Origin of the sequence: Streptomyces sp. NBC_00162, assembly GCF_024611995.1 — a bacterium.
Taxonomy (GTDB): domain Bacteria; phylum Actinomycetota; class Actinomycetes; order Streptomycetales; family Streptomycetaceae; genus Streptomyces.
This window is the reverse complement of record NZ_CP102509.1, coordinates 2,904,166-2,929,295: the sequence shown is the minus strand read 5'-3', so window position 1 is coordinate 2,929,295 and position 25,130 is coordinate 2,904,166. Positions and strand designations below refer to the sequence as shown.

20 protein-coding genes are annotated in these 25,130 nt (G+C 72.4%); 16 read left to right on the top strand and 4 right to left on the bottom strand.

Going from position 1 to position 25,130, the window contains the following annotated elements; genetic code table 11:
• Nucleotides 1–41: 41 nt before the first annotated feature.
• The 11 genes from JIW86_RS13380 to JIW86_RS13330 all read left to right on the top strand — a co-directional run bounded on the left by JIW86_RS13380 (nt 42) and on the right by JIW86_RS13330 (nt 16,184).
• Nucleotides 42–2,144 (top strand): ATP-binding protein, encoded by a 2,103-nt coding sequence (locus JIW86_RS13380; RefSeq protein ID WP_257553947.1) that lies wholly within the window; start codon nt 42–44, stop codon nt 2,142–2,144.
• A gap of 131 nt (nt 2,145–2,275) precedes the next feature.
• On the top strand, nt 2,276–3,856 hold the full coding sequence (locus tag JIW86_RS13375; protein WP_257553946.1) for a PucR family transcriptional regulator: 1,581 nt from the start codon (nt 2,276–2,278) through the stop codon (nt 3,854–3,856).
• A 167-nt stretch (nt 3,857–4,023) separates the two neighbouring features.
• Nucleotides 4,024–5,469 (top strand): aldehyde dehydrogenase family protein, encoded by a 1,446-nt coding sequence (locus tag JIW86_RS13370; RefSeq protein WP_215146658.1) that lies wholly within the window; start codon nt 4,024–4,026, stop codon nt 5,467–5,469.
• 156 nt (nt 5,470–5,625) lie between these two features.
• Nucleotides 5,626–7,578 carry an acyl-CoA dehydrogenase family protein gene (locus JIW86_RS13365; RefSeq protein WP_257553945.1) on the top strand — a complete coding sequence of 651 codons (1,953 nt, stop codon included), beginning with the start codon at nt 5,626–5,628 and terminating at the stop codon, nt 7,576–7,578.
• A 71-nt stretch (nt 7,579–7,649) separates the two neighbouring features.
• Nucleotides 7,650–8,963 carry a hypothetical protein gene (locus tag JIW86_RS13360; RefSeq protein ID WP_215146656.1) on the top strand — a complete coding sequence of 438 codons (1,314 nt, stop codon included), beginning with the start codon at nt 7,650–7,652 and terminating at the stop codon, nt 8,961–8,963.
• A gap of 20 nt (nt 8,964–8,983) precedes the next feature.
• The gene (dxr, locus tag JIW86_RS13355) at nt 8,984–10,237 is read left to right on the top strand and encodes a 1-deoxy-D-xylulose-5-phosphate reductoisomerase (RefSeq protein ID WP_257553944.1); all 1,254 of its coding nucleotides are present in this window, start codon (nt 8,984–8,986) and stop codon (nt 10,235–10,237) included.
• A complete protein-coding gene (locus JIW86_RS13350) occupies nt 10,234–11,535 on the top strand; it encodes a M50 family metallopeptidase (protein WP_257553943.1) in 1,302 nt (433 codons plus the stop codon). Before dxr ends, JIW86_RS13350 begins: the two co-directional genes overlap by 4 nt.
• Nucleotides 11,536–11,710: 175 nt before the next feature.
• Nucleotides 11,711–12,868: a flavodoxin-dependent (E)-4-hydroxy-3-methylbut-2-enyl-diphosphate synthase gene (gene ispG, locus JIW86_RS13345; protein WP_215146653.1), complete on the top strand. Its 1,158-nt coding sequence runs from the start codon at nt 11,711–11,713 to the stop codon at nt 12,866–12,868.
• A gap of 139 nt (nt 12,869–13,007) precedes the next feature.
• Nucleotides 13,008–13,853: a GNAT family N-acetyltransferase gene (locus JIW86_RS13340; RefSeq protein WP_257553942.1), complete on the top strand. Its 846-nt coding sequence runs from the start codon at nt 13,008–13,010 to the stop codon at nt 13,851–13,853.
• Nucleotides 13,854–13,903: 50 nt separating this feature from the next.
• Entirely contained in the window at nt 13,904–14,446 is a 543-nt protein-coding gene (locus JIW86_RS13335; protein ID WP_257553941.1) for a GNAT family N-acetyltransferase, read from the top strand.
• A 43-nt stretch (nt 14,447–14,489) separates the two neighbouring features.
• Nucleotides 14,490–16,184, top strand: coding sequence for a proline--tRNA ligase (locus JIW86_RS13330; protein ID WP_257553940.1), 1,695 nt, complete (start codon nt 14,490–14,492; stop codon nt 16,182–16,184).
• 217 nt (nt 16,185–16,401) lie between these two features.
• On the opposite strand, the gene JIW86_RS13325 is transcribed toward JIW86_RS13330, so the two are convergent.
• From JIW86_RS13325 to JIW86_RS13310, 4 genes are read right to left on the bottom strand one after another with little or no spacing between them, the layout of a single operon-like run.
• Nucleotides 16,402–17,313, bottom strand: coding sequence for a slipin family protein (locus tag JIW86_RS13325; protein WP_257553939.1), 912 nt, complete (start codon nt 17,311–17,313; stop codon nt 16,402–16,404).
• Nucleotides 17,314–17,357: 44 nt separating this feature from the next.
• The gene (locus tag JIW86_RS13320; RefSeq protein WP_257553938.1) at nt 17,358–18,260 is read right to left on the bottom strand and encodes an aminoglycoside phosphotransferase family protein; all 903 of its coding nucleotides are present in this window, start codon (nt 18,258–18,260) and stop codon (nt 17,358–17,360) included.
• 44 nt (nt 18,261–18,304) lie between these two features.
• The gene (locus tag JIW86_RS13315) at nt 18,305–18,745 is read right to left on the bottom strand and encodes a ferritin-like domain-containing protein (RefSeq protein WP_257553937.1); all 441 of its coding nucleotides are present in this window, start codon (nt 18,743–18,745) and stop codon (nt 18,305–18,307) included.
• Nucleotides 18,742–19,302: a hypothetical protein gene (locus JIW86_RS13310; RefSeq protein ID WP_257553936.1), complete on the bottom strand. Its 561-nt coding sequence runs from the start codon at nt 19,300–19,302 to the stop codon at nt 18,742–18,744. The genes JIW86_RS13315 and JIW86_RS13310 overlap by 4 nt, the downstream gene beginning before the upstream one ends.
• A 157-nt stretch (nt 19,303–19,459) precedes the next feature.
• On the opposite strand from JIW86_RS13310, the gene rimP reads away from it, so the two are divergent.
• The 5 genes from rimP to JIW86_RS13285 all read left to right on the top strand — a co-directional run bounded on the left by rimP (nt 19,460) and on the right by JIW86_RS13285 (nt 25,124).
• Nucleotides 19,460–19,957, top strand: a complete 498-nt coding sequence (gene rimP / locus JIW86_RS13305; RefSeq protein WP_215146647.1) for a ribosome maturation factor RimP — start codon at nt 19,460–19,462, stop codon at nt 19,955–19,957.
• Between the two features lie 2 nt (nt 19,958–19,959).
• Complete coding sequence (nusA, locus tag JIW86_RS13300; RefSeq protein ID WP_215146646.1) at nt 19,960–20,970, top strand: transcription termination factor NusA; 1,011 nt, start codon at nt 19,960–19,962, stop codon at nt 20,968–20,970.
• Between the two features lie 147 nt (nt 20,971–21,117).
• The gene (locus JIW86_RS13295; RefSeq protein ID WP_257553935.1) at nt 21,118–21,405 is read left to right on the top strand and encodes a YlxR family protein; all 288 of its coding nucleotides are present in this window, start codon (nt 21,118–21,120) and stop codon (nt 21,403–21,405) included.
• A 148-nt stretch (nt 21,406–21,553) separates the two neighbouring features.
• Nucleotides 21,554–24,670: a translation initiation factor IF-2 gene (gene infB, locus JIW86_RS13290; RefSeq protein WP_257553934.1), complete on the top strand. Its 3,117-nt coding sequence runs from the start codon at nt 21,554–21,556 to the stop codon at nt 24,668–24,670.
• 160 nt (nt 24,671–24,830) lie between these two features.
• Nucleotides 24,831–25,124 (top strand): DUF503 domain-containing protein, encoded by a 294-nt coding sequence (locus JIW86_RS13285; protein WP_030651158.1) that lies wholly within the window; start codon nt 24,831–24,833, stop codon nt 25,122–25,124.
• The last annotated feature ends 6 nt before the right edge of the window (nt 25,125–25,130 follow it).

Below are 25,130 nucleotides of genomic sequence, written 5' to 3'. Positions count from 1 at the left end.
GAGCGCCGCAGCGCACGGCACGGTCAGGGGGCAGGGGTTTCATGGACACCGACGGCACGCACGAGACGCGCCCACCCGGTACCGGGCAGATCCCCCGGCCGGCCGGCCCGCCGCCCCCGGGTCTTCCCCCCAAGCCCTCCCACGCGCCCACCGCCGGGCCGTCGCTGGGGGAGTGGCTGCGCGTCCCGCGTGCCTCGGACGGGCCCGGCGTCTGGTCGTACGGACACGTGCCGCGGGCCGCCGAGGAGCCCGAGGAGACCCCGACCCGCCAACTGGTCAGCGGAGCCCTGATCGCCCTGCTGGCCGGGCTGCTCCTGTGGTCGCTGCTGTGGAACGGATACCTCGGCGGCTTCTGGCTCTGGCCCCTCTACATGTTCACGCCCGACTCCTGGGCCGGGACGCTCCCCGCCGTCGTGGCCTCGTACGTCTGGTACGCCGTGGTCGCCGGCATCCTGGCGACGGGCTTCGGGCGACTGGGCCGCTGGCCCGAGCTGGGCCGCCGGGTGCTCACCAGCCGCCCCGTCCGCGCCGTGCACACGGTGGCCCCGACCCGCCCCGAGGCGGGCGGCGCGGACGACCCCGCGCGCTGGCCGCAGCTGCGGGGGGCCGGCCTCGACGAGGCGGCCGACCGGCTCGAGGGGGAGGCCGGGGCCGGGCGGATGAACGACGTGGACTACACCCGGATCCGGCGGGCCTGGGATTCCGTGCGGGTCGACCCGTCCCGGATGCGGGCCTTCGCCGAGGCCGTGCGGGACAAGGGCGCCGGGGCCTGCGTACACCCGTCCGGGGCGCGGGACCTGCCCGTGCGCGCCGCCCGCCACGACCTGATGGCCCGGCAGGTCCGGCTCGGCACCGTCGAGGACGGCCCGCGCAACCCCTACGTCCGCCGCGGCACTTCGCTCGCCCTGGACCCCGACGTGCTGGGCACCTCGCTGCTCGCCGTGGGGCCGTCGGGATCCGGCAAGACCCGGCGCCTGGTCCGGCCCGTCGTCGAGTCCCTCGCGCTCCAGGCGCTCGCCGGCCAGGCCGCCGTCGTCGCCGTCGGCGCGGCCGGGGCCCAGCTCGGCCCGGACGACGCCTTCGACGTCGTGGTCCGCATCGGCGACCCCGAGTCCGTCTACGACCTCGACCTCTACGGCGGCACCACCGACCCCGACGAGGCCGCCACGCTCCTCGCCGAGGCCTTCGTCGGGGACGTCCCCGGCATCGAGGTGCGCCGGGCGGCGACCGCACTCGCCCAGCTCCTCGGCCCGTTCCGGACGGCGTACGGCCGCTTCCCCGCCGTGCCCGAGCTGCGCGAACTGCTCGACCCGCTGCCGGACGCCTTCGGCGCGCTGCGCCGGGAGCTGGCCGACGCCGGCCAGCACGCGATGCTCCGCGAGCTCGATGCCCGGGAACGGCAGCACAGGGCCCCCGGCGACCCCGGACCGGCCCTCGCCGACCGGGTGGCGCTGCTCGACCGGCCCGCCTTCGCCGCCTTCTTCGACACCACCGGCCAGAACCGGCCGTTCTCCCTGCGCACCCTCGAGCACCCGATCCGCGTCCGCGTCGACCTCCCCGAGCGCGGCCACGCCGACGCCTCCCGGATGCTGGCCCGGCTGCTGCTCGCCCAGTTCAACGCCGCCGCGGCCGCCCGCACCGACCGCTCCCTGTTCGCCTTCCTCACCTTCGACGACGCCTCGCACACCCTGACCCCGCAGACCGTCCGGGGCGTGCAGCGGCTGCGCTCGGCGAACGCCGGAGTCCTGCTCACGCTGCGCTCGCTGGACGACGTACCGGAGGAGCTGCGGACGCCGCTGCTCGGGGCGGTCGGCTGCCGCATGGCCTTCTCCGGGGTCACCACCTGGGACGGCAAGCGCTTCGCCGAGGCCTGGGGCACCGAATGGGTGGAGACGCGCGACGTCACCCACCGCACCGTCTTCGCCGACCAGCCGCTGACCAGGCTGATCCACGCCTTCCGCAAGCTCGTCACCGGCAAGGCCGTCACCACCGACGCGGTCACCGTGCGGCAGGTGGAGCGCGAACGGTGGTCCGCCTCGGACCTGGCGCACGCCGTGCCGCCGGGGCACGCGGTGCTGTCCTTGACCTCGGTTCAAGGGGAACGGGCGGCTCCACTGCTGGTCCGGCTCGGCGGAACGGCCTGAACAGACCCGTACGAGGTGGCAGAATCGAGGGGAGTCGTTCATACGACACGGCGAAATGGGGTGCGGCTCCTCTGATGCCCTTCTGTCGCCCCCCTTCCGCCGTCCCCTCCCGCTAAGGCCCCTGGTATCCGATGCCGCTCACCCTCGCCTCGCTCGTCCAGCATTCGGCGCTCAAGCTCAGCGTCCGGGCGGGGGAGGGCCGCCTCGACACCCCCGTGCGCTGGGCCCACGTCAGCGAGCTCGCCGACCCCGTGCCCTACATGGAGGGCGGGGAGCTGCTCCTGATCACCGCGATGAAGCTGGACGCGGAGGACCCGCAGGAGATGGGCCCCTACGTACGCCGCCTCGCCGCGGCCGGGGTCGTCGGCATTGGCTTCGCGGTCGGCGTGAACTACGACGCGATTCCCGAAGCGCTGGTCGAGGCCGCGCGCAAGGAGGACATGCCGCTGCTGGAGGTCCCGCGGCGGACCCCCTTCCTCGCCATCAGCAAGGCCGTCTCCGCCGCGCTCGCCGCCGACCAGTACCGTGCCGTGACCGCCGGTTTCGAGGCGCAGCGGGAGCTGACGCGCGCCGCGCTCTCCGCCGACGGGCCCGCCGAGCTGCTGGCGAAGCTGGCGGCGCACGTGCACGGCTGGGCCGCGCTGTACGACGCCTCGGGCTCGGTCGTCGCGGCCGCCCCCGACTGGGCCGCCCGGCGCGCCGCCCGGCTCACCCCGGACGTGGAGCGGCTGCGGGAGCGGCCCGCGCCCGCGAGCGCCGTCGTCGGCGGCTCCGAGGACCGGGTCGAGCTGCAGTCCCTGGGCACGGGTCGGCGGGCGCGCGGCGCGCTCGCCGTCGGTACGGGGGCCCCGCTGGGCACTGCGGAGCGGTACGCCGTGCACTCCGCGGTCGCACTGCTCACCCTCACCACCGAGCGCTCGCGCTCGCTCCACGACGCCGAGTCCCGGCTGGGCGCTGCGGTGCTGCGGATGCTGCTGGCCGGGGAGGCGGAGCACGCGCAGGCCGTCGCCGGGGACCTGTACGGGGCCCTGCTGGAGGCACCGTTCCGGCTGATCGCGGCCGAGGCGGCGCTGCCGGGGACGGCCCAGCCGGAGGGGCTGGCCCTGCTGGCCGACACGGTGGAGTCGGCGGCGTCCCGCACCGGGGAGCCGCTGCTGGTGGTCCCCGAGCCGGGCCGGCTCGTGGTCCTGGCCGCCGACGGGGGAGCGGCCGTACAGGCGTGCATGGACCACGCGGAGGCGCTGGAGGCGCGGCGCGGCCGGGACGCCGCGGGTCCCGAGCCCGACGAACTGGTGGTCGGCCTGTCCGCGCCGGCCGGTCCGGACACCGTCGCGGCGGCCCTGAAGCAGGCCGACCAGGCCCTGGCCGTGGCCCGGCGGCGGGGACGGCCGATGGTGGAGCACGAGGAGATGGCGGCCGGCTCGGTCCTGCCGCTGCTGGCCGACGACGCCGTACGGGCCTTCGCGGACGGCACCCTGCGCGCGCTGCGGGAACACGACGCGACCGGGCGCGGCGACCTCGTGGCCTCGTTGCAGGCCTGGCTCTCGCGCCACGGCCAGTGGGACGCGGCCGCCGCCGACCTCGGCGTGCACCGGCACACCCTGCGCTACCGGATGAAGCGGGTCGAGGAGATCCTCGGCCGCTCCCTGGACGACCCGGACGTCCGCATGGAGCTCTGGCTCGCCCTCAAGGCCTCCCCGAACCCGGCATAGGCCCGGCATGGGCCCGGCGTGGGCAGGCCTCCGGCCCCAGGACAGTGACAAAGCGGCGCGGCCCGGACAGCGGGTACTACACCCCGGCTAAACGACGAATCCCGGACCGGGTCCTACCGTGGTGGAGACAGCACCCCACCGCACACACTCGAAGGGCCGGGATTCGCATGACTTCCACCCACGCCTTCTGGCTCGCCGGCCGCCTGGCCACCGGCGAGGACAGCTTCGACGTCCACTCCCCGTGGGACGGACGCCTGGTCGGCACGGTCAGCGTGCCCACCGACGCCCAGGTCGAAGAGGCCGTGGCCGCGGCGTACGCCGTGACGGCGGAGTTCTCGGCGACCCCCGCCCACGTGCGCGCCGCCGCCCTGGACCACGTGTCCAAGCGGCTCGCCGAGCGCACCGAGGAGATCGCCCAGCTGATCTCCGCCGAGAACGGCAAGCCCATCAAGTGGGCGCGCGGTGAGGTCGGCCGTGCGGTGTCCGTGTTCCGCTTCGCCGCCGAAGAGGCCCGTCGCTTCAACGGCGGAGACGCCCAGCGCCTCGACACCGACGCCGGTGGCGTCGGCCGCCTCGCGCTGACCCGCCGCTTCGTCAAGGGTCCGGTCCTCGGCATCGCGCCGTTCAACTTCCCGCTGAACCTGTGCGCCCACAAGGTGGCCCCGGCCATCGCCGTCGGCGCGCCGATCATCCTGAAGCCCGCCCCGGCCACGCCCCTGTCCGGGCTGATCCTGGGCGAGCTGCTCGCCGAGACCGACCTCCCGGCCGGTTCCTGGTCGGTCCTGCCGGTCGCGAACGAGAAGATGCCCGCCCTGGTCAAGGACGAGCGCCTCCCCGTCATCTCCTTCACCGGCTCCGACACCGTCGGCTACGCCATCCAGCAGTCGGTGCCCCACAAGCACTGCACCCTGGAGCTCGGCGGCAACGCCGCGGCCGTGGTCCTCGCCGACTGGTCCTCCGAGGCCGACCTCGACTGGGCCGCGACCCGTATCGCGACCTTCTCGAACTACCAGGCCGGCCAGTCCTGCATCTCCGTGCAGCGCGTGATCGCCGACGCCTCCGTCTACGACCGCCTCGTCGAGAAGGTCGTCGCGAAGGTCCAGGCCCAGGTCACCGGTGACCCGTCCGACTCCGCCACCGACGTCGGCCCCCTCGTCTCCGAGGACGCCGCCAAGCGGGTCGAGTCCTGGGTCGACGAGGCCGTGTCCGCCGGCGCCAAGCTGCTCACCGGTGGCAAGCGCGAGGGTGCCTCGTACGAGCCCACCGTGCTCGCGGAGGTCCCGGCGGGCGTCAAGCTCGCCACCGAGGAGGTCTTCGGTCCGGTGCTGACCCTGACGAAGACCGAGAACACCGACGAGGCCTTCGCCGCGGTGAACGACTCCAAGTTCGGTCTGCAGACCGGCGTCTTCACCCGCGACATCCAGGTCGCCTTCCGCGCCCACCGCGAGCTCGAGGTCGGCGGTGTGGTCGTCGGCGACGCGCCGTCCTACCGCGCCGACCAGATGCCCTACGGCGGCGTCAAGCAGTCGGGTGTGGGCCGCGAGGGTGTCCGCTATGCGATGGACGACTACACGTACGAGCGAGTCCTGGTCCTGACCGGCCTCGACATCTGATCTCGTACGGCCAAAAAGCCGACGGCCGGAGCCTACTGTGCGGGGGCTCCGGCCGTCCCCCTTTTCCATCCCGCCCACATTGGGTACGACTCACAGGTAGCACCGGCTGGTAATCCGGTGAACCACACCCGACTCGGCGGCGAGGTGAGTCCCCTCATGTCCGCAACACAGCCCGCACAGCCCAAGGTGACCGAGCGCGAGGCACGGCAGGTCGCGGAAGCGGCCCGGGAACAGGACTGGCGCAAGCCCAGCTTCGCCAAGGAGCTCTTCCTCGGCAGGCTGCGGCTCGATCTGATCCACCCTCACCCGCTCCCCGCCGACGAGGACGTCCGGCGCGGCGAGGCCTTCCTGGCCCGGCTGCGGGAGTTCTGTGAGGCCCAGCTCGCCGAAGGTATCGCAGCGCGCATCGAGCGCGAGGCGAAGATCCCCGACGAGACCGTGCGCGGGCTGAAAGAGCTCGGCGCCCTCGGCATGAAGATCGACCCCAAGTACGGCGGCCTCGGCCTCACCCAGGTCTACTACAACAAGGCGCTCGCCCTCGTCGGCTCCGTCAGCCCCGCCATCGGCGCCCTGCTCTCCGCCCACCAGTCCATCGGCGTCCCCCAGCCGCTGAAGATCTTCGGCACGCAGGAGCAGAAGGACGCATACCTGCCGCGCTGCGCCACCACCGCCATCAGCGCCTTCCTGCTCACCGAGCCGGACGTGGGCTCCGACCCGGCGCGCCTGGCCACCACGGCGGTCCCGGACGGGGAGGACGCGTACGTCCTCGACGGGGTGAAGCTGTGGACCACCAACGGGGTGGTCGCGGACCTGCTCGTGGTGATGGCCCGGGTACCCAGGAGCGAGAACCACCGCGGCGGGATCACCGCCTTCGTCGTCGAGGCCGATTCACCGGGGATCACCGTCGAGCACCGCAACGCCTTCATGGGCCTGCGCGGTCTGGAGAACGGCGTCACGCGCTTCCACCAGGTCCGGGTGCCCGCCTCCCAGCGCATCGGAGCCGAGGGCTCCGGCCTCAAGATCGCCCTGACCACCCTCAACACCGGACGTCTGTCGCTGCCCGCCATGTGCGTCGGCGCCGGGAAGTGGTGCCTGAAGATCGCCCGCGAGTGGTCCGGCGTACGCGAGCAGTGGGGCCGGCCGGTCGCGAAGCACGAGGCGGTCGGCGCCAAGATCTCCTTCATCGCCGCCACCACCTTCGCCCTCGAAGCCGTCGTCGACCTGGCCTCCCAGATGGCCGACGAGGACCGCAACGACATCCGCATCGAGGCCGCCCTCGCCAAGCTGTACGGCTCGGAAATGGCCTGCCTGATGGCCGACGAGCTGGTCCAGATCCGCGGCGGCCGCGGCTTCGAGACCGCCGAGTCCCTCGCCGCCCGCGGCGAGCGCGCCGTCCCCGCCGAGCAGATGCTCCGCGACCTGCGCATCAACCGGATCTTCGAGGGCTCCACCGAGATCATGCACCTGCTGATCGCCCGCGAGGCCGTCGACGCCCACCTGTCGGTCGCGGGCGACCTCATCGACCCCGAAAAGGACCTCGGCGACAAGGCCAAGGCGGGCGCCCGCGCCGCCGGGTTCTACGCCCGCTGGCTGCCCAAGCTGGCCACCGGCGCCGGCCAGGTACCCGGCACCTACCGGGCCTTCCACCCCGGCGGCCACCCCGACCTCGCCACCCACCTGCGCTACGTCGAGCGCAGCGCCCGCAAACTCGCCCGGTCCACGTTCTACGCCATGTCCCGCTGGCAGGGCCGCATGGAGACCAAGCAGGGCTTCCTCGGCCGGATCGTCGACATCGGCGCCGAGCTCTTCGCGATGAGCGCGGCCTGCGTCCGCGCGGAGCACCTGCGCGCCACCGGCGACCACGGCCGCGAGGCCTACCAGCTGGCCGACGCCTTCTGCCGGCAGTCCCGGATCCGGGTCGAGGAGCTCTTCGGCCGACTCTGGACCAACACCGACGCACTCGACCGGAAGGTCGTCGAGGGCGTGCTGAGCGGCACCTACACCTGGCTGGAGGACGGCATCATCGACCCCTCCGGCGAGGGCCCCTGGATCGCGGACGCCTCCCCCGGCCCCTCGACCCGGGAAAACGTCCACCGCCCCCTCCGCTGACCTGCAATCATCGACAGTAGTCGGACTGATGTACGGGTACTGGTGCGAGTGCGAGTGCGAGGCGGGCTGCGATGTCGACGGCCGTGGAAGACCGAAACAGCCGGCGGCTGGCCTGGTGCGTGGCGCACGTCCTGCGCCACGCACCGGACCACGTGGCCGCCGAACTCCTCGACCGGCTGGCGGGGCACGACCCGGCGGCCCGCAAATACCTGTGCCGCGACGAATGGCTGCCCGCCTCCGCCGTCACCCTCCTGCTGCGCCGCGGCAGTGCGCAGGACCGGCACTTCATCGCCCGCAACCCGCGCGTCGTCGGACGGCCGCTGCCCGGTCTGCCCGGCCCCGCGCGGTACGCGGCCCGCCCCGGGCCCTCCCCCGAACTGCTGGCGCAGGTCGGCCCCGGGCCGTTCGGCCAGGACGAGCTGGTGGCGCTGCTGCGCCGGCACGGCCGCCGGCCCCGGGTCCCCCTGACCCTGCTGCGCATGCCGCACGACCCCCTCGACCCCGAGGCGCTGCTGCGCGAGCACGCCCGGGACCCGCTGCCGCCCAGCGCGGTCGAGGCCCTGCTGCTGGTCGGCGGACTGCCCCGCGAGGCCTGCCGGGCGCTGCTCGACGCCGGCACGCAGGACGCGAACGGGTACCGGTGGTACCGGCCCGCCGTCCGGGCCGTCCGGATGGGCCTGCTCACCTGCGACGAGCTCGTCGCCCACGTCGCCCCCGCACACCGCACGCTGTTGCTCGCGGACCTGCCCGAGACCAGGGGCCTGCGCTGGTCCCTGCCCGAACGGACGGGCATGCGGACGGCCGTCGCCCGGGCGCTGCGTCCCCTGCGGGACGACCCCCGGCTCTGGGCGGAGCTGCTCCGCCACGCCCCCGCCTTCCGCGGCACCCTGCCGGTACTGGTCGCCCGGATCGTGCGCGGCACCCTGCCGGAGCCCGCCGACGGGCCCGTTGTCCCCTGGCTCGCCGAGGCGGTGCGCTCCCTGGCTCCGAAGGCCGCCCCGCCCGTCGGGGGAGTGGACCGCGAACTGGCCCTGGCGAGCCTCGCGGTGCCCATGCAGTCCGTCCAGGAGGACATCCGGTGGGTGCGCGACTGCCTGGCCCGCGGGCTGCTCACCGGCCAGGACGTGATCCGGCACAAGGCGCCCGCCTGCTGGGCCCTGGACGAGGACCACTGGCTGGGCGACGTGAACCACCCCGACCGCCACGACTGGATCGCGCCGGTGCTCGCCGCCCGGGCCGAGGCGGACCGGCTGTTCGCGCTGGCCCTCGGCGCCGATCCGGACGCCTGGTGGCGCGTCGCCGTCACGCTCCCGGACTTCGCCGGAACCCTGCCCCACCTCCTCCTGCGGGTCACTGAAGGGGGCTCCGTGTCGGGCCGCTCCTGACTTCCGGCAACAATGGGGGCATGAGCGACCGCCCAGCCCCCCTCGCCGATCCGCACCTCCTCTTCGACCCCGCGGCCGGCCCCCGGGACATCGTCATCCTCGGGTCCACCGGGTCCATCGGCACCCAGGCCATCGACCTCGCCCTGCGCAACCCGGACCGGTTCCGGGTGACGGCGCTGTCCGCCGCCGGCGGGCGGGTCGGGCTGCTGGCCGAGCAGGCCCGGCTGCTCCGGGTCGAGGCGGTGGCCGTCGCCCGCGAGGACGTCGTACCGGCCCTGAAAGAGGCGCTGAGCGCCCAGTACGGGGCGTCCGAGCCGCTGCCCGAGATCCTGGCCGGTCCGGACGCGGCCGCCGAGCTCGCGGCCTCCGAGTGCCACACCGTCCTCAACGGCATCACCGGCTCCATCGGCCTCGCGCCCACCCTCGCCGCGCTGCGGGCGGGCCGCACCCTGGCCCTCGCCAACAAGGAGTCGCTGATCGTCGGCGGCCCCCTGGTGAAGGCCCTCGCGCAGCCCGGCCAGATCATCCCCGTGGACTCCGAGCACGCGGCGCTCTTCCAGGCGCTCGCCGCCGGGACCCGGGCCGACGTGCGCAAGCTCGTGGTCACGGCCTCGGGCGGGCCCTTCCGCGGCCGCACCCGGGCCGAGCTGGGACAGGTGACCGTCAAGGACGCCCTCGCGCACCCCACCTGGGCCATGGGTCCGGTGATCACCGTCAACTCGGCGACCCTGGTCAACAAGGGGCTCGAGGTCATCGAGGCGCACCTGCTCTACGACATCCCCTTCGACCGCATCGAGGTCGTGGTCCACCCGCAGTCCTACGTGCACTCGATGGTCGAGTTCACCGACGGCTCCACGCTCGCCCAGGCCACCCCGCCGGACATGCGCGGCCCCATCGCGATCGGCCTCGGCTGGCCCCAGCGGATCCCGGACGCCGCCCCCGCCTTCGACTGGACCAAGGCGTCCACCTGGGAGTTCTTCCCACTGGACACCGAGGCCTTCCCGGCGGTGGGCCTGGCCCGGCACGTGGGCACCCTCGGCGGCACCGCCCCGGCCGTGTTCAACGCGGCCAACGAGGAGTGCGTCGAGGCATTCCTGGCAGGTCGGCTGCCGTTCACAGCAATCATGGATACCGTCTCTGCCGTGGTCGACGAGCACGGGACGCCGGAGTCGGGAACTTCCCTGACCGTTCAGGACGTCCTTGAAGCAGAGGCCTGGGCCAGGGCCCGGGCGCGGGAGATGGCGGCTCGGGCCGCCGTGGAGGCGGGCGCATGACACTGCTGATGACGGTGCTCGGGGTCGTGATCTTCGCGGTCGGCCTGCTGGTCTCCATCGCCTGGCACGAGCTCGGACACCTCTCCACGGCCAAGCTCTTCGGCATCCGCGTGCCGCAGTACATGGTGGGCTTCGGCCCGACCATCTGGTCACGGCGGAAGGGCGATACCGAGTACGGGATCAAGGCCATCCCGATGGGCGGCTACATCCGCATGATCGGGATGTTCCCGCCCGGCGAGGACGGCAAGGTCACCGCCCGCTCGACCTCACCGTTCCGGTCGATGATCGAGGACGCGCGCTCGGCCGCTTACGAGGAGCTCCAGCCCGGCGACGAGACCCGGCTCTTCTACACGCGCAAGCCATGGAAGCGCGTGATCGTGATGTTCGCCGGTCCGTTCATGAACCTGATCCTGGCCGTGGCGATCTTCCTCACCACGCTGATGACCTTCGGGCTGAACACGCAGACCACGACGGTCGCCACGGTCTCGGACTGCGTCATCCAGCAGAGCGAGAAGCGCGACAAGTGCGCCCCCGGGGACCCGGCCGCCCCCGCCAAGGCGGCGGGCCTCAAGGCGGGCGACAAGATCGTCGCCTTCAACGGCCGCCCGGTCGACGACTGGTCCGCCCTGCAGAAGGACATCCGCGCCACCGTCGGCCCCGCCAGGATCACCGTGGAGCGGGCCGGCGAGCAGGTCGGCCTCACGGCGAACCTGATCGAGAACAAGGTCGCCAAGACGGACGGCGACGGCAGGTACGTCAAGGACCAGTACGTCACGGCCGGCTTCCTCGGCTTCGCCCCCGCCTCCGGCTACGTCCCGCAGTCCTTCGGCCAGTCCGTCGACCGCATGGGCGAGATGATGACGGCCGGCGTGCAGTCGCTGATCGACCTGCCGTCCAAGGTCCCGGACCTGTGGAACGCGGCCTTCAACGGAGCCGAGCGCAAGCAGGACAGCCCCATGGGCGTGGTCGGCGCGGCGCGGGTCAGCGGTGAGATCTTCACCCTCGACATTCCCGCCCAGCACCAGCTGGTGTTCTTCCTCAACCTGCTGGCCGGCTTCAACCTCTCGCTGTTCCTGTTCAACATGCTGCCGCTGCTCCCGCTCGACGGCGGGCACATCGCGGGCGCCCTGTGGGAGTCGGTCCGGCGCAACGTGGCACGGGTCTTCCGGCGCCCCGACCCCGGCCCGTTCGACGTGGCCAAGCTGATGCCGGTCGCGTACGTGGTGGCCGGGCTGTTCATCTGCTTCACGCTGCTGGTGATGGTGGCGGACGTGGTGAACCCCATCAAGATCACCTAGCTGCGGCGGGCGCTACACGAGGAATACGGGAGCCGGGCACGCATCGTGCCCGGCTCCCTACGTTCGGGTGGCACACCCCCTCGGATGCGAGTGCCGCACCGTGGTTGGCGTAATCTCGAAGCCTGGAGCCCGCCGATCTCGGGACCTTGATCCACACCTTGGGGTTGCACAGCAGATGACTGCCATCTCTCTCGGAATGCCGGCCGTGCCGACGAAGCTTGCCGACCGCAGGGTCAGCCGCAAGATCCAGGTCGGGTCGGTGGCCGTCGGCGGCGACGCACCCATCTCGGTGCAGTCCATGACCACGACCCGCACCTCCGACATCGGCGCCACGCTCCAGCAGATCGCCGAGCTGACCGCCTCCGGCTGCAACATCGTCCGCGTGGCCTGCCCCACGCAGGACGACGCCGACGCCCTCGCCGTCATCGCGAAGAAGTCGCAGATCCCGGTCATCGCCGACATCCACTTCCAGCCCAAGTACGTGTTCGCCGCGATCGACGCCGGCTGCGCCGCCGTCCGCGTGAACCCGGGCAACATCAAGCAGTTCGACGACAAGGTCAAGGAGATCGCGCACGCCGCCAAGGCCGCGGGCACCCCGATCCGGATCGGCGTCAACGCGGGCTCCCTCGACGCCCGGCTGCTGAAGAAGTACGGCAAGGCCACCCCCGAGGCGCTGGTCGAGTCCGCGCTGTGGGAGGCCTCCCTCTTCGAGGAGCACGGCTTCGGCGACATCAAGATCTCGGTCAAGCACAACGACCCGGTCGTCATGGTCAACGCGTACCGCCAGCTCGCCGCCGCCTGCGACTACCCGCTGCACCTCGGCGTCACCGAGGCCGGCCCCGCCTTCCAGGGCACCATCAAGTCCGCCGTCGCCTTCGGCGCACTGCTCTCCGAGGGCATCGGCGACACCATCCGCGTCTCCCTCTCCGCGCCGCCGGTCGAGGAGGTCAAGGTCGGCAACCAGATCCTGGAGTCGCTGAACCTCAAGCCGCGCCGCCTGGAGATCGTCTCCTGCCCGTCCTGCGGGCGCGCCCAGGTGGACGTCTACAAGCTGGCCGAAGAGGTCACGGCGGGCCTGGAGGGCATGGAGGTCCCGCTGCGCGTCGCGGTCATGGGCTGCGTCGTCAACGGCCCCGGCGAGGCCCGCGAGGCCGACCTGGGCGTGGCCTCCGGCAACGGCAAGGGCCAGATCTTCGTGAAGGGCGAGGTCATCAAGACCGTCCCCGAGTCGAAGATCGTCGAGACCCTCATCGAAGAGGCGATGAAGATCGCCGAGCAGATGGAGAAGGACGGCGTGATGAGCGGCGAGCCCACCGTCGCGATCGGCGTCTGAGACCTCCGAGAAGTGCCCCGGCCCCGTTCCCGCAGCTCGCGGGCGGGGCCGGGGCTTTTTCGTGACCCGGGAGACCAGGCATCCTCCGGTCCCGGCGGGTACAGTGCGGAGATCAGCAGACTTGTACGGTGAGGCCCCAGTGTTGACGCAGACCACCACCCGGGTCCTTGAGCCCAGTGATCTCGACGCGGCGCTCGACGTCCTCGGACGTCAGCCGGTCGAGAACGCGTTCGTCACCTCCCGGGTCCAGGTCGCCGGGCTCGACCCCTGGCGCCTGGGCGGCGAGATGTGGGGCTGGTACGCCGACGGCGAGCTCCGCTCCCTCTGCTACGCCGGCGCCAACCTGGTCCCCGTCTGCGCCGGACCCGAGGCCGTCCGCGCCTTCGCCGACCGCGCCCGCCGCACCGGCCGCCGCTGCTCCTCCATCGTGGGCCCCGCCGAGGCCACCCGGCTGCTGTGGCAGCTCCTGGAGCCCAGCTGGGGACCCGCCCGCGACGTGCGCTCCCACCAGCCGCTCATGGTCATCGAGAGCCCTTCCGCCACGGTCGAGGCCGACCCGCAGGTCCGGCGCGTCCGCAAGGACGAGATGGAACTGATCATGCCCGCCTGCGTGGCCATGTTCACCGAGGAGGTCGGCATCTCGCCGATGGCCGGCGACGGCGGGCTGCTCTACCAGGCCAGGGTCGCCGAACTCGTCGGCAGCGGCCGCTCCTTCGCCCACATCGCGGACGGAAAGATCGTCTTCAAGGCGGAGATCGGCGCCGCCACCTCCCGCGCCTGCCAGATCCAGGGCGTGTGGGTGGCCCCCGAGTTCCGCGGCCGCGGTTACTCGGAGACCGGGATGGCCGCCGTCGTCGCCTACGCGCTGCGCGACGTGGCACCCGTGGTCAGCCTCTACGTGAACGACTTCAACACCGCCGCCCGTGCCTCCTACCGGCGGGTGGGTTTCCGTGAGGTCGGCGCCTTCATGAGCGTGCTGTTCTGAACCGGCCGAACCCGTACCGGCCCGTCCCTACCGCGAAGTAAGGTCGCCGCATGCTGCCTTCCGGAGTCCGCATCGGCCCCCTCGACCTCGCCGCCCGCGTGGACGAGGCCTTGCGCGTGCAGGCCGTCGCCTTCGGCCTCAGCGAGGAGGAGGTCGGCATCCGGCGCTACATCGTCCAGCGCCACATGACCTGCCGCGGCGCCCGTGCGCTGGGGGCCTTCGCCGAGGACGGTGCGCTCACCGGATTCGTCTACGGGATGCCCAACGACCGCACGCACTGGTGGTCCACCATCGTCGAGCCCTATCTGCGGGCCGGCGGCCACGAGGACTGGCTCGACGGCTCCTTCGTGATCACCGAACTGCACGTCCACCCCGGATTCCAGGGCCACGGCGTCGGCCGCGCCCTGATCACCGGCATCACCGACAGCGCCGCCGAAACGCGCTCGATCCTCTCCGCCATCGACACCGACAGCCCCGCCCGCGGCCTCTACCGGGCCCTCGGCTACGTCGACCTCGCCCGCCAGGTCCACTTCCCGAGCGCGAGCCTCCCGTACGCCGTCATGGGCGCCCCGCTGCCGCTGCCCCGGCCCTGAAACCAAGTACCCCCGGCCGCGCGGACGCCGGTAATCTCCCGGCATGTCCACACACCACGTACAGCGCATGTCCCGCCTCATGGCCAAGACCCTCCGCGAGGACCCGGCCGACGCCGAAACCCTCAGCCACCGGCTGCTGGTCCGCGCCGGCTACGTCCGGCGGTCCTCGGCCGGAGTGTGGACGTGGCTGCCGCTCGGCAAGCGGGTCCTGGACAACGTCTCGCGCATCGTCCGCGAGGAGATGGACGCGATCGGCGCCCAGGAGGTGCTGCTCCCCGCACTGCTGCCGAAGGAGCCGTACGAGGTCAGCGGACGCTGGTCGGAGTACGGGGACCTGCTGTTCAGGCTCAGGGACCGCAAGGGCGCGGACTACCTGCTCGGTCCCACCCACGAGGAGATCTTCACCCTGGTGGTGAAGGACCAGTGCACCTCGTACAAGGATCTGCCGGTCATGCTGTACCAGATCCAGACCAAGTACCGCGACGAGGCGCGGCCCCGGTCGGGAGTGCTGCGCGGGCGCGAGTTCCAGATGAAGGACTCCTACTCCTTCGACGTGTCCGACGAGGGGCTGGCGGAGTCCTACCGCCTCCACCGCGAGGCGTACGTCCGCATCTTCGAGCGGCTCGGCCTGGACCACCGGATCGTGTCGGCCGTGTCGGGGGCCATGGGCGGCTCGGCGTCCGAGGAGTTCCTGGCTCCCGCGGAGGCGGGCGAGGACACCTTCGCGGACTGTCCCTCCTGCGACTACGCGGCCAACACCGAGGCGGTGACGTTCGCGCTGACCCCGGTCGCCGGTGACCACGGCCCCGTGGAGGAGCTGGACACCCCCGACACCCCGACGATCGAGTCCCTGGCGGCGCTGCTCGGCGTCCCGGCCTCGGCGACCCTGAAGAACCTCCTGGTGAAGGTGGACGGGGAGATCGTGGCCGTGGGCGTGCCGGGCGATCGCGAGGTGGACCTCGGCAAGCTTGGCGAACACCTGGCGCCGGCGGTCGTCGAGCTCGTCACCGCCGAGGACTTCGAGGGCCGGCCCGATCTCGTACGGGGCTACGTGGGCCCGCAGGGCCTGGAGAAGGTCCGCTACCTGGCCGATCCCCGGGTGGCGCCGGGCACTTCGTGGGTGACCGGCGCCAACAGGGCGGACACCCACGCCCGGAACGTGGTCTGCGGGCGGGACTTCGAGGTGGACCAGTACCTGGACGTGGTGGTCGTGGAAGCGGGCGATCCCTGTCCGCGATGCGGCTCCGGCCTCCGGCTGGACCGGGCCATCGAGATCGGCCACATCTTCCAGCTGGGCCGCAAGTACGCGGACGCGTTCGGTCTCGACGTCCTCGGCAAGGAGGGCAAGCCCGTTCGGGTCACGATGGGTTCGTACGGCATCGGGGTCTCGCGGGCGGTGGCCGCGCTGGCCGAGCAGACGGCGGACGAGCGGGGCCTGTCCTGGCCGGCCGCCGTGGCCCCGGCCGACGTGCACGTGGTGGCGGCGGGCAAGGCCGTGCCGCTGGCTCTGGCGGAGCAGGCGGCGTCGGCCCTTTCGGAGGCGGGCCTGCGCGTCCTGCTGGACGACCGTCCGGGCCTGTCCCCGGGCGTGAAGCTCACCGACGCGGAGCTGATCGGCGTCCCGTGGATCCTGGTCGCGGGCCGCCGTTCGGCGGAGTCGGTGGTCGAACTCCAGCACCGCGCCTCGGGCACCCGCGAGGAACTCCCCCTCTCCGAGGCCCTGGCCCGCCTGACATAACCAGCGGGTCCGTTGCCGGGGCTCCGCCCCAGACCCCGCGCCTCAAACTCCCCCAGACTCCGTCCGGGGGGACCCCCAGGCGGGGCTGGATTAGGCGGCGGGCTGGATTGCCGCGCAGCGGCAATTTCAGCCTCGCTGGCGTTTGAGGCGCGGGTCCGGGCAGAGCCCGGTTTCGGGAAGGGGCGGGGTGGGGGAGGCCCCGCGCAGCGGCCGCCGCCTAGTCGCGAGGGTCGTGCGGCTCCTCCGGGGGCGGCGGCGAGCCGTCCAGGGCCAGGCCCGGGTCCGCGGGAAGGGCTTCTTCCAGAGCCGGGGCCGGGGCAGGAGCCTCGGCCGGGGCCGGGCCCTCGGCCGGGCCGGGCGCCGGGGGCGAAGGGGCCGCGCGTTCCAGGAAGCGCAGGAGTTCCACCGGAAACGGCAGAACCAGCGTCGAGTTCTTCTCGGCAGCCACCGCCACCACGGTCTGCAGCAGCCGCAGCTGCAACGCGGCCGGCTGCTCGGACATGACCTCCGCCGCCTCGGCCAGCTTGTGCGAGGCCTGAAGCTCCGCATCCGCGTTGATCACACGGGCCCGCCGCTCCCGGTCCGCCTCCGCCTGCCGGGCCATCGACCGCTTCATCGTCTCCGGCAGCGACACGTCCTTGATCTCGACCCGGTCGATCTGCACGCCCCACCCCACCGCCGGACTGTCGATCATCAGCTCCAGGCCCTGGTTGAGCATCTCGCGGTTGGACAGCAGATCGTCCAGGTCGGACTTGCCGATGATCGACCTGAGCGAGGTCTGCGCCATCTGCGAGACGGCGAAGCGGTAGTCCTCCACCGCCACGATCGCGTTCGCCGGGTCGACGACCTTGAAGTACACGACCGCGTCCACCCGCACCGTGACGTTGTCCCGCGTGATGCCCTCCTGCGCCGGCACCGGCAGCGTCACGATCTGCATGTTCACCTTGTGGATCCGGTCGATCACAGGAACGATCATCGCGAAGCCGGGCGGCCGTATCTGCGGGCGCAGCCTGCCGAAACGGAAGACCAGGCCCCGCTCGTACTGCTTCACCACCCGGGCCGCGGCGCCCATGTAGACCGCGATGCCCACACCCGCGGCGATCGCCGCTGTCAGCAGTTCTTCGACCATGACGGCCCCCTGCCGGACTCACCTGCCTACCTAAACGGTATGCCCTACAGCCAGGCGGCGAACTCCAGCAACAGCTCCGCATCCCGGCGCCGCCCGGCGGCCAGCGCCCTGTTCCCCGACTCCACCGCCCGGAACACCGTCCAGCCCCGCAGCCGGTCCCGGTCCACCTCCAGGGCGTCGGCCAGCCGGTTCACCCGGCGCCGGGCGCCCGCGGCCCCCGCCGAGGTGGCCACCTGGTCCTCCAGCCGGTCCCGGACCAGCCGCGCCAGGTCGTACGCCCGCTCGCCGACCAGCGGGTCCGGGCCCACCGTCAGCCACGGGGCGCGCTCGCCGGCGAGGACCTTGCCCTGCCGGAAGTTCCCGTGCAGCAGGAGCTCCTCCGGTGCGGCCGCGACCAGCTCGTCGCGCATCGCCAGGGCCGTGTCCGCCAGCGCCCGGACCTCCGCCGGGGCCGCCTTCAGCGCCGCCGACTGCTGCTCGGTCCGCTCCGCCACCGTTTCCCAGACGTGCCCGGCGGGCGGCGCCACCCACAGCCTGCGCAGCGTGCCGCTGGCCTCCAGCAGCGCCTTGGCGTCCGGCAGCGACCGCAGCGAGACCTCCGGGTGCAGCCGCTCCAGCAGCAGTGCCCCGTCTTCCTCGTGGTACCGCGAGTCGAGGACCCGTACGGCCCCGAAACCGCCCCAGTGCGCCAGGGCCGCCAGTTCCCGGTCGGGCCGGGCGTGCGGGGGCGCCAGCTTCAGCGCGGCCGGGGTCCCGTCGGCGTACTGGACGAGGACGACCAGGCTGCTGCGGCCGCCCGGGGCCTGCACCCGCTGGGCCCGTACCTCACGCCGGGACAGCGCTGCCTCGGTGAGCCGGGGCAACTGCCCCAGCCACTCCGCGTCTTGCGCCGATTCCGGCATCTCGCCGAGCGCCCGTACAAGCCGCTGCGGCGGTTCGAAAGCCATGCGTGCGTGGTCCCTTTCAGCTGTGCCGGGCCCGTTTCGCCACTTCAGCGCTTTTCCGTGAGCCCAGGGAAGGCTACGCCGACACCGCGCCAGCGTGCCGCGCGGACCGCCGCGGCGCTCAGCGCGTCGGCCGCCTCGCGGCGCAGCGGACCTTCCGCCGCCCGCACCAGATCGGAGTACGCGCCCGCCACCCGGTCCTCGATCTCGGCGGCCAGCCGCTCGGCGTCGGCGGGGGTGCGCACCTCGAACGGCAGGGCGTACGCCGCCTCCGCGGACCGGGGCGCGCCGCCCAGCTCCCGCACGGTCCGGGCCAGGGAGTCCCGCCGCGCGAGGTGGCCGCCGTACGCCTCCCGGGCTTCCGTCGTGCGGGCCCCGGCTGTCCGGGCGCCGATCACCCCGTAGCCGTACGCGGCCGCGTGCTCGGCGGCCAGTGCGGCCTGGGTGGCCTCCAGGGCCCGGCCGGCGGGGGAGGGTTCGGGCTTCACGGCTTGGCTCCGGGGGTCGAGGTCAGCAGGTACGCGTGGACGGCGCCGCAGGCGGCCACCGAGGCCAGCATCCGGGCCAGCTCGCCCGGCGCCCCGGCCAGGTCGATGGTCCGGGCCTCCGACAGGCTCCGCTCGGCGTCCGCGAGGGCGGTCAGGGCCTCGGCGGGCTTCGGCGGCACCGGCTCCCCGCTCGGCGCGGGAGCGGCCGCCCCCGTACCGCCGGACGGCGAGGCGGAAGCGGAAGCCGACGCGGATGCGGACGGAGCGTCCGGAGGGGTGAGGGAGAGGGCCGCCGCGTGCGCGGCCACGGCGGTGCGCAGCGGTTCGAGCCGCGCCGCCAGAGCCGGATGCGCGGCGGCGGTGGCGTCGTAACGTTCCAGCAGTCGCGCACTGTCACGAACGGCCGCTTCCCGCATCCGCCGTTCGAGTGGAATCCCGACATCCATACCGGACGAACGGGTGTCGGAGCACCCCGTGAGCAGCGCGGCTCCGGCCGCTCCGGCGGCACCGGCGAGCAGGCTCCTGCGCGAGGGCCTCGATGGCAGAGTCCAGGGCACGGCGACGTCCTCGGGGGGTGATGGCGGGGCAGGGTGTGATCACGGTACCCGGGGCCCCGTCCACAGGGCTGACGGCAACACCCTCCGCGACCGGATACCCTTTGACCTGACGCACGACGGAAACCACAACAGCACACGCGGCCGAGGAGTCACCCGGATGAGCACCACCCAGAGCGACAGGCTGCGCGGATTGCTGGAGCCGCTCGTCGCCGCCAAGGGCCTGGACCTCGAGGAGATCGAGCTGTCCAAGGCGGGCAAGCGCCGGATGCTGCGGATCATCGTGGATTCCGACGAGGGTGTCGAGCTGGACGCGTGCGCCGAGCTGAGCCGTGAGGTTTCCGACAAGCTCGACGATTCCGATGTGATGGGCGAGGACGAGTACGTCCTCGAAGTCAGCTCCCCGGGCGCGGACCGCCCGCTCAGCGAGCACCGTCACTACGTACGGGCGATCGGCCGTCTCGTGAAGTTCCAGTTGGCGGAGGGCGGGGAACTGATCGCCCGCATCCTCGACCTCGACGACGAGGGACTGGACGTCGAGGTCCCGGGCGTGAAGGGCCGCAAGGCGACCGCCCGCCGCATTGCTTTCACCGACATCGCCAAGGCGCGTGTCGAGATCGAGTTCAGCCGCAAGGACAAGAAGGAAGAGGAGGCGTAGCCGTGGACATCGACATGAGTGCCCTGCGGGGTCTGGTCCGGGAGAAGGAGATCTCCTTCGACCTGCTCGTCGAGGCGATCGAGTCGGCCCTCCTCATCGCGTACCACCGGACCGAGGGGAGCTTCCGCCGCGCACGCGTCGTGCTGGACCGCACCAACGGTCACGTGGTCGTGTGGGCGACGGAAGACCCGAGGGACCTCGAAGAGGGCCAGGAGCCCAAGGAGTTCGACGACACCCCGTCGGACTTCGGGCGGATCGCCGCGACGACCGCCAAGCAGGTGATCCTGCAGCGTCTGCGCGACGCCGAGGACGACCTGACCTTCGGCGAGTTCGCCGGCCGGGAGGGCGACGTCATCACCGGCGTCGTCCAGCAGGGCAAGGACCCCAAGAACGTCCTCGTCGACATCGGCAAGCTGGAGGCCATCCTGCCGGTGCAGGAGCAGGTCCCCGGCGAGGAGTACACGCACGGACTGCGCCTGAAGGCGTACGTCGTGCGGGTGGCGAAGGGTGTCCGCGGTCCGTCCGTGACCCTGTCGCGCACCCACCCCAACCTGGTGAAGAAGCTGTTCTCGCTGGAGGTCCCGGAGATCGCCGACGGCAGCGTCGAGATCTCGGCGATCGCCCGTGAGGCCGGTCACCGCACCAAGATCGCCGTACGGTCCACCCGCTCGGGCCTCAACCCGAAGGGCGCCTGCATCGGCCCGATGGGCAGCCGAGTGCGCAATGTCATGGCCGAGCTGCACGGCGAGAAGATCGACATCGTCGACTGGTCGGACGACCCGGCGGAGATGGTCGCGAACGCGCTGTCACCCGCCCGGGTGAGCAAGGTCGAGGTCGTCGACTGGGACACCCGCTCCGCGCGGGTGACCGTGCCCGACTACCAGCTGTCGCTGGCCATCGGCAAGGAGGGCCAGAACGCCCGCCTCGCCGCCCGGCTCACCGGCTGGCGCATCGACATCCGTCCCGACACCGAGGCGTCCCCGGACGCGGACGCGGACGGCGACGGGGAATAAACCGGTACCGCCCGGGGCTTCCCGGGCGGTAGACAGGGACCACGCGGCGGCCTTACACCGGCCCGTGGATCACCACAACACAACAGCCGTTCGATTTTCGCCCGGAACTTGTCGGGGGAGGGTCGGTGCGGGGAGGTAGACTTAGGCGTGTCTGGCCGGACGCAAGCCCGCGCACGCCCCGAACGCACCTGTGTGGGGTGTCGGGAGCGAGCGGCCAAGAGCGATCTGCTGCGCATCGTGGCGATCGAGGACGAATGCGTCCCCGATCCACGCGGTACGCTGCCCGGCCGGGGTGCTTATGTGCACTCTGCCGTGGTCTGCCTCGACCAGGCGGTCCGCCGCCGGGCGTTCCCCCGGGCCCTACGGTCCGCCGGAGTGCTCGACACGACGGAACTGCGCAACGCCCTGGCCGCCGAGGCCGAGGCGACACCGTAAGAAGTAGTACGGCACGGATACCCCGTGCGGTCAGGTACCTCGCGAGTTGGAAGTAGGTCGAGATTGCGATGAGCACTCGATGAGTACGCGATGAGTACGCCCATGAAGTAGCGACGGTCCGGCGTAACCCGGACCTAAAAGGAGCGAAGTGGCTAAGGTCCGGGTATACGAACTCGCCAAGGAGTTCGGAGTTGAGAGCAAGGTCGTCATGGCCAAGCTCCAGGAACTCGGTGAGTTCGTCCGTTCGGCGTCCTCGACGATCGAGGCGCCGGTTGTACGCAAGTTGACTGACGCGCTGCAGGGCCCCGGCGGCAACGCCGGCAAGTCCGCTGCGAAGCCGGGTGCGCCCCGCAAGGCCGCCCCCGCCAAGCCCGGGGCTCCCACCCCGGGTGCCGCTGCACGTCCCGCTGCGCCGAAGCCCGGCGCACCGGCCCCCAAGCCGGTCGTCGCGGAGGCTCCGGCCGCCGCTGCGCCCGCCCCGGTGACTCCGGCCGCATCCGGCCCGCGTCCCGGCCCGAAGGCTCCGGCCGCCCCGAAGCCCGCTCCGGCGGCTCCCGTGGCGACCGAGTTCTCCGCGCCTCCGGCGGCTCCCGCCGCCCCGGCGCGCACCGAGCGTCCCGCCGCCGCCCCCGGTCCCCGTCCGGCGCAGCAGCGTCCGGCGGCCCAGGGTGGCCAGGCCGGCGCCCGTCCCGGCGCCCCGCGTCCGGCCGGCACCGCTCCCGGTGCCCAGGCCCCGCGCCCCGGTGGCGCGGCCCCGCGTCCGCAGGGCGCCCGTCCGGCCGGTCCCCGTCCGGGCAACAACCCCTTCACCTCTGGTGGCTCCACCGGCATGGCGCGCCCGCAGGCGCCCCGTCCGGCCGGCGCGCCCCGTCCCGGTGCCCCCGGCGCCGGCGGCGGCCAGGGTGCTCCCCGCCCGCAGGGCGGTCCCGGCGGCGCTCCGCGTCCCCAGGGCCAGGGTGCTGGCCGCCCGACCCCCGGCGGCATGCCCCGTCCGCAGGGCGGCGCCCCGCGTCCGGGCGGTGCTCCCGGTGGTAACCGTCCGAACCCGGGCATGATGCCGCAGCGTCCCGCTGCCGGTGGTCCCGGTCCGCGTCCCGGCGGCGGCCCCGGTGGCCGTGGTCCCGGTGCGGGCGGTGCCCGTCCCGGCGGCGGCGCCGGTCGTCCCGCGGGCGGCGGCTTCGCCGGCCGTCCGGCCGGTCCGGGCTCGCGTCCTGGCGGCGGCGGCTTCGGCGGCCCGCGTCCCGGTGGCGGCGGCTTCGGCGGCGGTCCGGCCGGTGCCGGTGGCGGCGGTCGTCCCGGCTTCGGCGGGCGTCCCGGTGGTCCCGGTGCCCGTGGTGGCACGCAGGGTGCCTTCGGCCGTCCCGGCGGTCCGGCCCGTCGTGGTCGCAAGTCCAAGCGTCAGAGGCGCCAGGAGTACGAGGCCATGCAGGCCCCGTCCGTCGGCGGCGTGATGCTGCCTCGCGGCCAGGGCGAGACCGTTCGCCTGTCGCGCGGTGCGTCCCTCACCGACTTCGCGGAGAAGATCAACGCCAACCCGGCGTCGCTCGTCGCCGTGATGATGAACCTCGGCGAGATGGTCACTGCCACGCAGTCCGTCTCCGACGAGACGCTCGAGATGCTGGCCGGCGAGATGAACTACGTCGTCCAGATCGTCAGCCCGGAGGAAGAGGACCGCGAGCTCCTCGAGGGCTTCGACATCGAGTTCGGCGAGGACGAGGGCGGCGAGGAATACCTCATGCCGCGTCCGCCGGTCGTGACCGTCATGGGTCACGTCGACCACGGTAAGACCCGACTGCTCGACGCCATCCGCAAGACGAACGTCGTTGCGGGCGAGGCCGGTGGCATCACGCAGCACATCGGTGCGTACCAGGTCGGTACCGAGGTCAACGGTGAAGAGCGCAAGATCACCTTCATCGACACCCCGGGTCACGAGGCGTTCACCGCCATGCGTGCCCGTGGTGCCAAGTCGACCGACATCGCGATCCTCGTGGTCGCGGCCAACGACGGCGTCATGCCGCAGACGATCGAGGCGCTCAACCACGCCAAGGCCGCCGGCGTCCCGATCGTCGTCGCGGTCAACAAGATCGACGTCGAAGGTGCCGACCCGGTCAAGGTGCGCGGTCAGCTCACCGAGTTCGGTCTGGTCGCCGAGGAGTACGGCGGCGACACGATGTTCGTCGACATCTCCGCCAAGCAGGGTCTGCACATCGACTCCCTGCTCGAGGCCGTCGTCCTCACCGCCGACGCCTCGCTCGACCTCCGCGCCAACCCGGAGCAGGACGCTCAGGGTATTGCGATCGAGTCCCACCTCGACCGCGGCCGCGGTGCCGTCGCCACCGTCCTCGTCCAGCGCGGTACCCTCCGCGTCGGCGACACGATGGTCGTGGGCGACGCCTACGGCCGAGTGCGCGCCATGCTCGACGACAAGGGCAACAACGTCGAGGAAGCGGGTCCGTCGACCCCCGTCCTGGTCCTGGGTCTCACCAACGTCCCCGGCGCCGGCGACAACTTCCTCGTCGTCGACGAGGACCGTACGGCCCGTCAGATCGCCGAGAAGCGTGCTGCGCGTGAGCGCAACGCCAACTTCGCCAAGCGCGTCCGTCGTGTGTCCCTCGAGGACCTCGACTCCGTGCTCAAGGCCGGTCTGGTCCAGGAACTCAACCTCATCATCAAGGGCGACGCGTCCGGTGCGGTCGAGGCTCTCGAGTCCTCGCTGCTCCAGCTCGACGTCGGTGAAGAGGTCGACATCCGGGTCCTGCACCGCGGTGTGGGTGCGGTCACCGAGTCCGACATCTCGCTGGCGATGGGCTCCGACGCCATCGTCATCGGTTACAACGTCCGTGCGGCCGGCCGTGCCGCGCAGATGGCGGACCGCGAGGGCGTCGACGTCCGCTACTACTCGGTGATCTACCAGGCCATCGAGGAGATCGAGGCGGCCCTGAAGGGTCTCCTCAAGCCGGAGTACGAAGAGGTCGAGCTCGGTACGGCGGAGGTCCGCGAGATCTTCCGCTCGTCCAAGCTGGGCAACATCGCCGGTGTCCTCATCCGGTCCGGCGAGGTCAAGCGCAACACCAAGGCGCGGCTCCTGCGCGATGGCAAGGTCATCGCCGAGAACCTCACCATCTCCGGTCTGCGCCGCTTCAAGGACGACGTCACCGAGATTCGCGAAGGCTTCGAGGGCGGTATCAACCTCGGCAGCTACAACGACATCAAGATCGACGACGTCATCGCGACGTACGAGATGCGCGAGAAGCCCCGCGCGTAAGCGCGAGGCGGTTCGCACCGTGTCGTAACTCGTAACACCGGGGCCGGTCGGCGGAATATCCGTCGATCGGCCCCGGCCGTTGCGTGTACGGTTCTGGTGACCCTGCCGAGCGACGGCCGGCAGGCCACCGAACCCGCACCGGCGGGACATCCGGAACTGCATGTACGTGGGGACTCTGTCCTTCGATCTGCTCCTCGGCGACGTCCACTCGCTGAAGGAGAAACGCTCCGTCGTCCGGCCCATCGTCGCCGAGCTCCAACGCAAGTTCTCCGTGAGCGCGGCCGAAGTGGGCGACCAGGACCTGCACCGCAGGGCCCGCATAGGGGTCGCTCTGGTGAGTGGGGACGCGGGGTTCCTCTCGGACGTACTGGACCGCTGTGAGCGGCTGGTCGCGGCGCGTCCGGAAGTGGAGCTGCTGTCCGTGCGACGGCGCCTCCACGGTGATGAAGACTGATAGCAA

Coding starts and splice junctions, on each gene's coding strand:
- dxr (WP_257553944.1), top strand. CDS start 8,984: ATGAGCGACCGCCCAGCCCCCCTCGCCGATCCGCACCTCCTCTTCGAC.
- JIW86_RS13365 (WP_257553945.1), top strand. CDS start 5,626: ATGTCCGCAACACAGCCCGCACAGCCCAAGGTGACCGAGCGCGAGGCA.
- JIW86_RS13375 (WP_257553946.1), top strand. CDS start 2,276: ATGCCGCTCACCCTCGCCTCGCTCGTCCAGCATTCGGCGCTCAAGCTC.
- JIW86_RS13335 (WP_257553941.1), top strand. CDS start 13,904: ATGCTGCCTTCCGGAGTCCGCATCGGCCCCCTCGACCTCGCCGCCCGC.
- JIW86_RS13320 (WP_257553938.1), bottom strand. CDS start 18,260: ATGGCTTTCGAACCGCCGCAGCGGCTTGTACGGGCGCTCGGCGAGATG.
- ispG (WP_215146653.1), top strand. CDS start 11,711: ATGACTGCCATCTCTCTCGGAATGCCGGCCGTGCCGACGAAGCTTGCC.
- JIW86_RS13285 (WP_030651158.1), top strand. CDS start 24,831: ATGTACGTGGGGACTCTGTCCTTCGATCTGCTCCTCGGCGACGTCCAC.
- JIW86_RS13370 (WP_215146658.1), top strand. CDS start 4,024: ATGACTTCCACCCACGCCTTCTGGCTCGCCGGCCGCCTGGCCACCGGC.
- JIW86_RS13350 (WP_257553943.1), top strand. CDS start 10,234: ATGACACTGCTGATGACGGTGCTCGGGGTCGTGATCTTCGCGGTCGGC.
- rimP (WP_215146647.1), top strand. CDS start 19,460: ATGAGCACCACCCAGAGCGACAGGCTGCGCGGATTGCTGGAGCCGCTC.
- JIW86_RS13360 (WP_215146656.1), top strand. CDS start 7,650: ATGTCGACGGCCGTGGAAGACCGAAACAGCCGGCGGCTGGCCTGGTGC.
- JIW86_RS13330 (WP_257553940.1), top strand. CDS start 14,490: ATGTCCACACACCACGTACAGCGCATGTCCCGCCTCATGGCCAAGACC.
- JIW86_RS13325 (WP_257553939.1), bottom strand. CDS start 17,313: ATGGTCGAAGAACTGCTGACAGCGGCGATCGCCGCGGGTGTGGGCATC.
- JIW86_RS13380 (WP_257553947.1), top strand. CDS start 42: ATGGACACCGACGGCACGCACGAGACGCGCCCACCCGGTACCGGGCAG.